This is a genomic window from Streptomyces sp. URMC 126 (assembly GCF_051386555.1).
Lineage (GTDB): Bacteria > Actinomycetota > Actinomycetes > Streptomycetales > Streptomycetaceae > Streptomyces.
Window position 1 is genome coordinate 16,134 of the sequence record NZ_JBPQTX010000065.1, and the last position, 11,441, is coordinate 27,574.

Annotated in this window: 5 protein-coding genes and 1 pseudogene; 4 read left to right on the plus strand and 2 right to left on the minus strand. The window is 68.7% G+C overall.

Going from position 1 to position 11,441, the window contains the following annotated elements:
• Window positions 1–6 precede the first annotated feature (6 nt).
• The 4 genes from ACSNOK_RS10975 (at window position 7) to ACSNOK_RS10990 (ending at window position 10,551) form a co-directional block, all read left to right on the plus strand.
• On the plus strand, window positions 7–636 hold the full coding sequence (locus ACSNOK_RS10975; RefSeq protein ID WP_436780427.1) for a DUF6338 family protein: 630 nt from the start codon (window positions 7–9) through the stop codon (window positions 634–636).
• Window positions 637–925: 289 nt separating this feature from the next.
• Window positions 926–2,290, plus strand: a complete 1,365-nt coding sequence (locus tag ACSNOK_RS10980) for a serine/threonine-protein kinase (RefSeq protein ID WP_436780428.1) — start codon at window positions 926–928, stop codon at window positions 2,288–2,290.
• 100 nt (window positions 2,291–2,390) lie between these two features.
• Window positions 2,391–5,372: a DEAD/DEAH box helicase gene (locus ACSNOK_RS10985; protein WP_436780429.1), complete on the plus strand. Its 2,982-nt coding sequence runs from the start codon at window positions 2,391–2,393 to the stop codon at window positions 5,370–5,372.
• Window positions 5,373–5,385: 13 nt separating this feature from the next.
• The gene (locus ACSNOK_RS10990; RefSeq protein WP_436780430.1) at window positions 5,386–10,551 is read left to right on the plus strand and encodes a class I SAM-dependent DNA methyltransferase; all 5,166 of its coding nucleotides are present in this window, start codon (window positions 5,386–5,388) and stop codon (window positions 10,549–10,551) included.
• A 62-nt stretch (window positions 10,552–10,613) separates the two neighbouring features.
• Here ACSNOK_RS10990 and ACSNOK_RS10995 read toward each other — a convergent pair whose 3' ends face one another.
• Window positions 10,614–10,781 (minus strand): DUF397 domain-containing protein, encoded by a 168-nt coding sequence (locus ACSNOK_RS10995; RefSeq protein ID WP_436780431.1) that lies wholly within the window; start codon window positions 10,779–10,781, stop codon window positions 10,614–10,616.
• Window positions 10,782–10,795: 14 nt separating this feature from the next.
• A pseudogene (locus tag ACSNOK_RS11000) lies at window positions 10,796–11,441 on the minus strand (helix-turn-helix domain-containing protein); the annotation flags it as partial.

Here is an 11,441-nt window from a genome sequence, read left to right on the forward strand (position 1 = left end):
ACAGCGATGCCGCACGCGCCCACGACAGTCACCCAGGTCGTCATCGTCCTCCTCCTGGTGCTTCCCGGCGCGACCTACCAGTTCGTCCGCGAACGCGCCCGCGGGCTGGCTCCAGGCCACAGAGACCTGGGCGAGCGCATACTTCGCGCCGTGACGGCCGGCATCGCTCTCGACACCGTCTACGTCCTGCTCGCAGGCCCATGGTTGGTGCGTCTCGTCTACGACCGCCGCCGCGGCTGGCTGACCGGCGCTGCGGAGAACCCGCGCGTCACGGCCTTGGCCGCGGCAACACTGCTGATAGTGGTGCCGGCCGTCACCGCGTGGCTGTCCTCCTGGCTTCGCGCGCGAGGCAGTCGATCCGCCTACGACCCGGTCCCCACTGCGTGGGACAAGATCTTCCAGAGTCGTAGCCACTGCCTGGTGCGTGCGCGGCTGAAGAGCGGCCGCTGGACAGGCGGGTACTACGGCGAGGAGTCCTACACGTCGAGCTACCCGGAAGCCCCGGACCTGTATCTGCAGACCGCTTGGGCTCTGTCCGAGTCCGGACTCTTCGAACGCCCGCTGGAACATTCCGGCGGGATCTATATTCGTATGGATGATGTGGAGGTCCTCGACTTCATCGAAGTACCCCCGTGACTGAATAGGCTCCCGAAACTGAAGACGGAGACACGACCGGTGACCGAGACGCGCCCTCTGTTCGACCCGAACGAGAAGCGGGGGTACCGGCCCGTCGGCCGGCGACCCGAGCCGACGCAAGCTCCGCCCACGCTGCCCCCGGTCACTGAGCCGGACACTGGGACGGCCGACGAAGAGTGACTCACCATGCGTCCACCGCACGGATCCGCACGTACTCTCCGCTCAGGGAGTGGTCTAGCGTGACGATGAACGCCTGCCCCGGCCGCTTGTCCCGAATGTGAGGCCCTACGTGCACATCGCGCCCCTGAACCCCGACGATCCGTCCGAGCTGGGCGGGTACGAGCTGCTCGGGCGGATCGGGCAGGGCGGCATGGGCCAGGTGTATCTGGGGGAGTCGCCGGGCGGGGAACCGGCCGCCGTGAAGGTGATCAAGCCGTCCGTCGTGGACTCCGAGACCCGGCTGCGGTTCGCACAGGAGGTGGAGATCCTCAAGACGATCTGGGGAGCCCGGATCGCCGCCCTCCTCGACGCCGACCCGGAGGCGGACCCGCCATGGCTGGCCACCGAGTACGTCGAAGGGCTGGACCTCAGCAGGCATGTGAGCAGCCATGGCCCGCTCGATGCCCTGCTCACCGCCTCGCTGGGCGCGACGCTCGCGGAGGCACTGGCGAGCGTGCACAAGCAGGGACTGCTGCACCGTGATCTGAAGCCCGCCAACGTGCTCCTCGGCCCCAACGGACCCAAGGTGATCGACTTCGGGCTCGCGGTGTTCGCGGAGTCCAGCGTGTCGCTGACCGCGGCCAACACGGTCGTCGGTACGCCTTCCTGCATGCCGCCCGAGCAGGCGAACGGCGAGAAGCCGCTGACCCCGGCGGTCGACGTGTACGCGCTAGGCGCCGTGCTGCTGTTCGCCGCATCGGGGCACGCCCCCTACCGGGCCGACAACATCCATCTCCTGTTCCACCAGGTCGTCGATCCCGGGACCGCGCCGAACCTCTCGGGGGCGCCGGAGGAGCTCGTGCCGCTGCTGACGGCGATGCTGGCCCACCGTCCCCAGGACCGGCCCGCGCTTGACGACGTCGTACGGCAGTGCCGGGCGCTGATCGAGGCGCGTGGGCTCAAGATCGCCCAGGCCCGGCGCAGGCTCACGAATTACACAGCTGCTCCGGCCCACGTCCTCGACGACCTGCTCGCCGTGGACCGCCCTGCCGCGCCGGCGTCGGCGGCAAGGGCGGGTACCGGGACGGCCGACGCTTCGCCCGGTGGACGCGAGGCGGAAACGCCCGCCCCTGGAACGGCCCGGCAGGAATCGGGCGGGTTCCGGCCCACCCGTCAAGAGCCCGGGCTGCCCACCCCGCCGATGCCACCGACTACCGCGCCTGGGCCGACGGATCCACGCCTGTTGTTCGCCCGCGTCGACTCCCCCTCGCCGCCACCCGCAGACCGCACGGCCGACGCCCCGACGGCCGGGCGGCGGTCGGCGGACGAGACAGCGGTGAAGTCGGACCGCAGTCGGCTGTCGACCCGCCCGACGGCACGCAGCAGCGCCGGAGGCAGTGGCAGCGCTCATCGGCGCTCGCTACGGCATTCCGCACAGAACCGGATCACCGCGCAGCGGCTGCGCGAGGCATACGCGGCCAGTGCCCCTTTCTGATACGTACCTCCTGGCCCGTACGCCCCTGAGACCCGCGATAATGGGCGGGCCCAGAATCGGGCCTGCCCATGTACGACCGAACCGCCTCAGGAGGCCACGGGTGACCGCCGTCCAAACCAGCGAGGAGCAGAGCGGCGCCGCTACCGGCCAGGAGCAGGACCAGTACCCGGCCGGTGCCCAGGTGGTCGTACGGGACGAGGTGTGGCTGGTCAGAAGCTCGATGCCGACGGCCGAGGACGGCACCCGGATCGAGGTCGTCGGCGTGTCGGAGTTCGTGCGCGACCAGGAGGCCGTGTTCTTCTCCGGGCTGGACCGGATCGAGCTGCTGGACCCGCGCGCGACCGCGCTGGTCATGGACGACTCCCCGAACTACCGCCGTTCCCGGCTGTTCCTGGAGGCAGTGCTGCGCCGTACCGCGCTGCCCCAGTCGGAGCGCCGGCTCGCCCTGGCCGACTCGTTCCTGATGGATCCGCTGCCGTACCAGCGGCGCCCCGCCGAGCTGGCCCTGTCCGGCGCCAATCTCCGCCCGCGCCTGCTGATCGCGGACGTGGTGGGCCTCGGCAAGACCCTGGAGATCGGCCTGACGCTGGCCGAGCTCATCCGCCGCGGCCGGGGCGAGCGCATCCTGGTCGTCACCCCGCAGCATGTGCTGGAGCAGTTCCAGCACGAGCTGTGGACGCGGTTCGCGATCCCGCTGGTGCGGCTGGACTCGGTCGGCATCGAGCGGATCCAGCGGGAGATCCCCGCCGGCCGCAACCCCTTCACCTCGTTCAAGCGGGTCATCGTCTCCATCGACACCCTGAAAAACACCGACCAGTACCGGCACCATCTGGAGCAGATCCGCTGGGACGCGGTCGTCATCGACGAGTCGCACAACCTGATCAACCGCGGTTCCCTGCGCAACCAGCTCGCACGCACCCTCGCCCCCCGCACCGACGCCCTGATCCTGGCGTCGGCGACCCCACACAACGGCGACGCGAAGTCATTCGCCGAGCTGATCGGCCTGCTCGACCCAGTGGCGATCCGGGACCCGGAGAACTACCGCGCCGCCGACATCGAGCACCTCTTCATCCGCCGTACGAAGATCAGCCGCGAGGTGCGCGAGCAGATGAAGGGCCAGTGGGCGGACCGCGGCCCCTCCCACTCCGTGCACTGCCCAGCCACCCCCGCCGAGGAGAAGATCTTCGAGGAGCTGGCGGCCGTCTGGCTGCCCGGTGACGGCGGCCCCTCGGTGAGCTCAGTGCCTCTCTTCCCGTACACGCTGCTGAAATCGTTCCTGTCCTCCCACGCGGCGCTGCGGGCGACGGTCTCCGCGCGCATCAAGACCCTGGAGAAGAAGGACGACCCGCGCGGCACCGCGGCCGAGCTGTCCGCCCTGCACCGGCTCGCGGAGCTGGCAGCCGATCTGACCAAGGCGGACTCCGCGAAGCTCGCCGCGCTCGTGCGTCAGCTCCGCGAAGAGATCGGCGTCGGGCCCGGTTCCGAGGAACGGGTCGTGGTGTTCTCCGAGCGCGTGCAGACCCTGGAGTGGCTGGCCGAGGTGCTGCCCGCGGCGCTGGGCTTCAAGGGCCGGGCCGCTCGGGACTGCGTCCGGATCATGCACGGCGGCCTCTCCGACGAGCAACAGATGGCCTGTGTGGAGGAGTTCGGCCTGGCCGACACTCCCGTACGGGTCCTGCTGACCGGCGACGTGGCCTCCGAGGGCGTCAACCTGCACCGCCAGTGCCACCAGCTGGTGCACTACGACGTGCCGTGGTCGCTCATCCGGATCGAGCAGCGCAACGGCCGTATCGACCGGTACGGGCAGGCGCGCCCTCCGGAGTTCCGCGCACTGATCCTGACCAGCGAGGTCGAGGGCGCCAAGGACGACACGGTGGTCGCCGAGCGGCTGCTGGAACGCGAGGACCAGGCACACCGTTCCCTGGGCACGGCGGAGGCGGTGACTGGCCTGTACCGGGCGGAGGCGGAGGAGAAGTCTCTCATCCAGGACCTGCTGCGTGGCCGGACCGTCGACGAGTCCCTGAACGCCCGCCGCTCCGGCACGGACGGCGAGGACGCCGGCCTGGACGACTTCCTCGCGGACTTCTTCGGCCCGGTCGGCGAGGAAGCCCCACCCGCGGACCCTGTGGAGGCCGGCGGCTCCGCTCCCGCCATGGTGTCGTCGGGCAGCCGGGCCGCCGCGAGCCCTGTAATCCCCCGCCTCTTCGACTCGACCGCGCACTTTCTGGACGAAGCGCTGCGCGAGGTGTACCCGGACGCCCGTGAGCGGCTGGACCTGGACCGCGACCCGCAATCGGGGTTGCTGTCGTTCCGCCCGCCGACGGAACTCGTCCACCGCCTTAAGGCCCTCCCCATGGACTACCTGCGCGAGCAGCGGCTGCGCGAGCGGCTGCTCGTGACGTTCAACCGCCGCCTCGCCGAACACTCCCTCCAGCGCGCCCGGGAGTCGTCCACGTCGAGCTGGCCGGAGATCTCCTTGCTGACGGACCTGCACCCGGTCGTCGAGTGGCTCACCGACAAGGTCCTCGTCGGGATGGGCCGCCAGGAGGCCCCGATGATCACGGCGAACGTGGTGGAGCCCATCTATCTCGTCCAGGGCGTCTACTCGAACAAGCTGGGCAGGCCCACCGTCGTGAAGTGGATGGGCGTCACCTGGCTGAAGGCGACCAAGGAAGGGCTGGTCGACGACGACATGGTGTCGCTGCTGCGCCGCTGCGGTGTCGGCCCCACCATGGCGAACAAGCTCCGCTACCGCGATCCCGCGCCCCTGCGCGAGGCCCTCCCGGACGTGCTGGACACGGCCGAGGCGTTCCTCAACGCCCACCGCGACGCCTGGGACGAGCCACTGCGCGAGCCGATCGAGCAGTACAAGCAGCGGCTCGGCACCTGGCGCCAGCCCACCCTCGCCGGGGAGCGCACGAAGGAGCGCCTCGCCGATCTCGCCGACTCCCTCCTGACAACGGGCCGGCCGCTGCTGCGCGTCCTCGCCGTGCTCCTGCCGGACGCTGACCGCAAGCCCGGCGACGACGGACCGCCCCCCGTCTCCCTGACCATCCCGGTCGCGTCCCCGTCCCGGTTCTGAGAGAAGCCCTGTCATGACGTACGACTCCTTGGTCAACCGCGGCGACTACTTCTCGGCCCACTATCTGGCCGAGGTGCTGCCGAAGGACCTCAAGTCGGGCCTGTTGCAGGCGTGGAAGGAACGTGAGGAAGCGGCGAAGCCGCCCGCCGGGGATGCCGTCGCCTCGGAAGCCGATCCGCTCGTCACGGCGGCACCCGGTGGCGGCGAACTGCCGGTGACCCCCCGCGCCGGGCTGAGGGCCCTGCGCCGCGACTACTTCCGGGCCCGGTCCTTCTTCGCCCTCCCCGAGGACGAGGACGGCATCATCGCCGTACGTGACACCGACGACGACACGCTGACGTACCACGCGCCGGAGTGGCGGGAGCGGGTACGGGCCCTCAACGCCGATGTGCTGCGCGCTCTTGGGTACGACGCGAAGCCGCGCACGCTCACGGTCGAGCGCGCGGGGCAGACGTACGAGATCCCGGTCGCACATGCCGAGAACGGTCTGGTCGCGGTGGACTGCGGTTGGGCCGCCGAACCGGACGCAGCCCTGGACCCGAAGGGCCGGGGCCGCCTGCTGGAACCGGTGCCGCTCGACGGCCCGGCCGCCGTGGAGACCGGCTCCAAGCTGGCCTCGTTCCTGTTCGCCTGCGAGGAGGTCGACGGCGACCGGCCGCCCCGGTACGTGCTACTGCTCGGCGGCGGTGTGATCGTCCTCGCCGACCGGGCGGTGTGGGGCGAGGGCCGCTACCTCGGCGTCTCCCTGGACACCGCGCTCCAGCGCAACGACACCAAGGCCGGCGGCGAACTCGACACGGTGGCCGCGCTGTTCGGCGCGGACTCGCTGCGCACGCCGGAGGAGGGCGGCGAGAACCCGCTCGCCGAACTCGTCGGCAAGTCCGCGAAGCACGCGGTGGGGGTCTCCAGCGAACTGCGCGACGGGCTGCGCAAGAGCGTCGAGCTGATCGCGAACGAGGTGCTGGACCGGCTTCGCGAGCAGGGTCTGCGCCCGGAGGACATCGGCGAACTCCCCGACCTGGGACGCCGGTTGACCCGCGAGTCGCTTCGCTACCTCTACCGGATCCTGTTCCTCCTCTACGCCGAGGCCCGCCCCGAGCTGGGCATCCTCCCAGCCGACTACCCCGAGTACCAGCAGGGGTACGGGCTCGGCCGGCTCGCCGAGCTGATCGCCGACCGGGAGCCGATCAGCGACCACGCCCGCAACGGCTTCTACCTCTACGAGTCCCTGGACCTGCTCTTCGGCAAGGTCCAGGACGGCTACCGCCCGCGCCGCACCCACGGCGTACAGCCGACCCCGGTCGACGTCGACGCGAAGACCAGCGAGGACGTCGGTCTGCGCTTCGAACCGCTGCACAGCAAGCTGTTCGAGCGGGACGCCATCCGGCTGATCGGCAACGACAGCCTCCCTGACCCACGCTTCGACTCCGACGAGGCCCTGGCCCGCGGCGAGTCCGTCCGCTACCTCGACACCCGTCTGCGCAACGCCACGCTCCACCAGGTGCTGCACAGCCTGATGATCACCCAGGGCAAGCGCGGTGAACGCGGCGGCTTCATCTCGTACGCCCAGCTCGGCATCAACCAGCTCGGCGCGGTGTACGAGGGCCTGATGTCGTACAGCGGCTTCATCGCGGGCGAGGAGCTGTACGAGGTCGCCAAGGGCGGCGACCCGAAGGACGGCTCCTGGCTCGTCCCCAAGTCGAAGATCGACGAGTACCCGGACTCGGTGTTCGTACGGCGCCGGGACAGGCACACGGGCGAGGACGTCCGCGTGCGGTACACCCCCGGTTCGTTCGTCTACCGCCTCTCCGGCCGCGACCGGCAGACCTCCGCGTCGTACTACACGCCTGAGTCGCTGACGAAGGTCACCGTGCAGCTGGCCCTCCAGCAGCTGCTCACCGAGGAGACCGAGGCCAAGGATCTGCTGAACTGGAAGATCTGCGAGCCGGCGCTGGGCTCGGGCGCGTTCCTCAACGAGGCTATCAACCAGGTCGCGGCCGAGTATCTTCGGCGTCGGCAGCACGAGTTGGGCCAGTCGATCGACACCGAGCAGTACGCCGTCGAGCTCCAGAAGGCCAAGGCCTACATCGCCCTGCACAACTCCTACGGTGTCGACCTCAACGAGACGGCTGTGGAGCTGGCGGAGGTGTCGTTGTGGCTCAACACGATGCACCCCGGCATGGAGGCCCCCTGGTTCGGCCTGCACCTGCGGCGCGGCAACTCGCTCATCGGCGGACGACGGGAGGTGTACGCGGCCGACCGCCTGAAGAAGGGCGGATGGCTGGGGACGACTCCGGAGCGGTTCCCGTTGGCGGACGCGGTGGGGGGTGCGGAGCTTCCGGAGGGTTCGGTGCACCACTTCCTCCTCCCGGCGAAGGAATGGGGCGCGGTCGCCGCCGAGAAGGAGGCGAAGGCGCTCGCTCCGGAGGCGGCGAAGGCGCTGGGCGCGTGGCGGAAGGCGATCACGAAGTCGCCTACGGCCAGGCAGACGGCCCGGCTTCAGGGGCTGGCCCGGCGGGCCGAGTACCTGTGGGGGCTGGTCGTACGGCGGCTTGAGCTGTCGGAGCGGGACATCTCGCGGCGGATCGCGGTGTGGGGCGCGGAGGACGAGTGGCTGCGGCGGCCCGAAGTCGCCGTGCAGCGGGATGAGGTTCTGGCCGACCTCCAGGCCGAGGACACCCCTTACTGGCGGCTGAAGACGCTCATGGACACGTGGTGCGCGCTGTGGTTCTGGCCCGTGCAGAGTGCGTCGCTGCTGGACGGTACGGATGAGCGGTACGCGCGGGCCGAGGCGTTGGCGGAGCGTGCGGCGGAGTTGGAGGCGGTGGGGGTTTCGGCGGCCGGTGAGGAGGACTCCGGGGTTCTGATGGCCTGGGAGGCGCACGCCCTTCCGGGTTTCGCGGCTGAGCCCCAGCAGATGACGCTGACGCGTGATTCGGTGTCGCGCCGCCGTAAGGGGCGCCGCGAGGAGCGGATCAAGGGGCAGCGTCGGGAGGTCATTCCGCTGGCGGGGCTGGACGACTGGCTTGACTTCGCGGAGGCGTTGTTGGGGACGCAGGATGTGCCGAGCGAGTCGCTGGTGTCGACGTTCGAGTCGCTGGACGACCTGTCGGTGTACGAGGACGAGTTGCCCGAGTGGATGGGCATGGAGCGGTTCCAGTGGTTGGAGAACCGCTTCCTTTGGGCGGCTACGGCGAAGGATGTGGCTAAGGCTCAGGGGTTCTTCCATTGGGAGTTGGAGTTCGCGCAGGTGTTTGCGCGGGGTGGGTTTGAATTGCAGGTGGGGAATCCGCCTTGGGTGCCGCCGCGCTGGTATGAGGACCAGGTTCTGGCCGAGTTGGAACCGTGGTTTGTACTGGCAGAGAAGCCAAGCACGGCAGAGCGGCGCTTGCGCAAGGATGACGTATTGACTGCTTCCGGCAGCAACTATTTTCTACAGGAATTGGCCACAAACGCCGGAGTGTCGGCGGCGTTGAGCAGTCCGGCCACATATCCGCTGCTGGTGGGCACCAAGAGCGACCTCTATCGGGCTTTCATGGCTCAAGTGTGGCAGCACATTGCACAGAATGGCAGTGCAGGGCTGATCCATCCAGACACGCACTTCGGGGGTGTACGCGAGGGCTCCATCCGAGCAGCCGCATACCGGCACCTCCGCATTCACGCCCATTTCGTCAACTCGGCCCAATGGGCGTTCGCCGATCTAGACTGGGCCCAACAATTCGGGATGCACATTTATGGCACGGCACAGAATCCTGACTTTCTGCACCTCAGCGAGCTCCGCGCTGCCCAAGTCCTTCCCGAATCGCTAGTCCACGACGGTCATGGCTCGGCACCCGGCATCAGGCACAACGGCTCGTGGGACATCCGGCCGCACCGAGAACGCGTGATGCGTGTGAATATGGGACTACTTACCAAATGGCAATCCCTGACCGGCTCAACGGGATCGGCAGCCGAGACCCCTCTGCTCTATCCTGTCCTCCGCGGCGAGCAAGGAGCCATCGATGCGCTCGCCGCGTTTCCGGCCACCCTCGCCGACTATCACCCACTGATTACAACGGGATATGACGAAGGCGCCGCCAAGAGAGACGGCCTAATCCGCTGGGGCAACCAGGCCGCAGCGGACGTCAGGGACGTCATCTTCCAAGGACCACACTTCGCGTCGGCGCTTCCCTTCTCGAAAGAGCCGAGGATCCCCTGCCGGAGCAACAGGGACTGGGATCTCCTCGCCCTGACGCAACTACCTGAGAAATACGTCCCCGTGACCAACTATGTACGCGCCGCTGATGAGGTGAGGTACATGGAGGCCCAAAGCCGCTGGCACGGAAAGCCCTACACCTCTTTCTTCCGGTTGGCCTGGCGGGTCATGATCCCCTTCAATACCAGTCGTAGTTTGCAAGCCGCCCTCATCCCACCCGGCCCCGCCCACGTCCACTCGGTGCATTCCTTGGCCCTGAAGAGCAATCGCTCAACTGCCCTCAACGGAGGCTTTTGGGCTTCGCTCCCACTGGACTACCTGCTACGAATCACAGGGCGCTCCAATCTCGGACTCAGCGAGGCCCGGAAGTTGCCAGCCCCCGACCCTAGGCACCCACTTGCGCCTGCCCTCCTCCTCCGAACCCTCCGGCTGAACGCTCTCACGACCCATTACGCCCCTCTATGGACGGAGCTGTTCGACCCCCGCTGGGCGGGCTACGAGGACTGGGCCAACCCCCACTGGCCCCACCTGAAGCCCCTTGCCGCCGGCCTCAAGCCGACATGGGACTACACCACACCTCTCCGCAGCGAGCACGAGCGTCGGGCAGCACATGTCGAACTCGACGCCTTGGTCGCCGTCTGGCTTGGCATCACTGCTGACCAACTCGTCACCATCTTCCAGTCGCGCTACCCACAGCTGTACGACTTCGAAATGGCCACCTATTTCGACGCTCAAGGGCGCAAGATCGCAGCTAGCTCCTTCACCTATGGCCACGGCCAGACCAAGCAGGACTACCTCGATCTCCTCGCTCACCTGGAGGACCCGGACCGTACCCCTCCCCCAGACGGCTACCAGGCCCCCTTCTACAGGGCCGACCGAGAGGCCGAGATGAGGGCAGCCCACGCCCACTTCCAGGCCCGGCTGGACGCGGAGATCGCCGCCGGGCGCTGGACTCCGCCCGTCCGCGAAGCCGTACAGGCGTAGCCGGCGGGCCCTGCCGGACACGGGTCTGCCCTTGGCACCTCGCCAGGGGCAGACCCAACGCCCTACCGGACGGCGAAGCCGAGAAACGCGGTCCAGGCCGCCGCGTCGACCGCAAGGCCACGGCGGCCTATGTCTTTGGAGTCGCGCACGTGGACGACGTGAGGGCAGACGGCGACCTCGACGCACTTGCCTCCATCGCCCGTGCTGTAACTGATCTTGAACCACGCCAGTTAGGGCTCAATACTCATGTCTCTCCCAGCAGGTTCTCTACGTATGCCAGTGACTCACTCGGCGTGAGGGCCTGTGCTCGAAGGATCCCGCCTCGGCCTCAAGCTCCCGGACCTTCGATTGCCCTGGCTAGAGACGGCTGTCGCCTTGCACCTCTGCATAGGCGATCCTCCGCCCTTCAGGTGTGTCGATCAAGGTGAACGGGCCACCCCGAGTGGCCTCTGGAGCGCCGACTCTTCCAAGACGAAGCTCATCAGCGGCCCCGGCTTGCGCGCGTAGATCTCCTGCCTCGCCAGGCGGGCACTCAGCCCTTGTTCGATCCGGTCCTCGTCGAGCAGCGAGCGGCGGATCGAGAACACCGCTCGGGCGTACTCCTCGGTCTGCAACAGGCCCGGAACGGCGTACATCGCGTACACATGCAATGCAACCGCCTCCCCATCTCCTGGAGGACCCCACCCGCGTCCAAGCCCTCGTCCGCCTGGTCGATGAACTTCGGCGGCGGCACCGGCGTCCCTGCTCATACGCGGCGATCGCGGACACCGAGTAGCCCACCATCGAACCGAACTCGGCACGCTCCAACCCCGCCCGTGCACGGTACCGCTTCAACTGGCGCCCGAAGCCACGCAGGATCCCGGGCCCCCCTGGCTCCCGCTCCTCCCCCC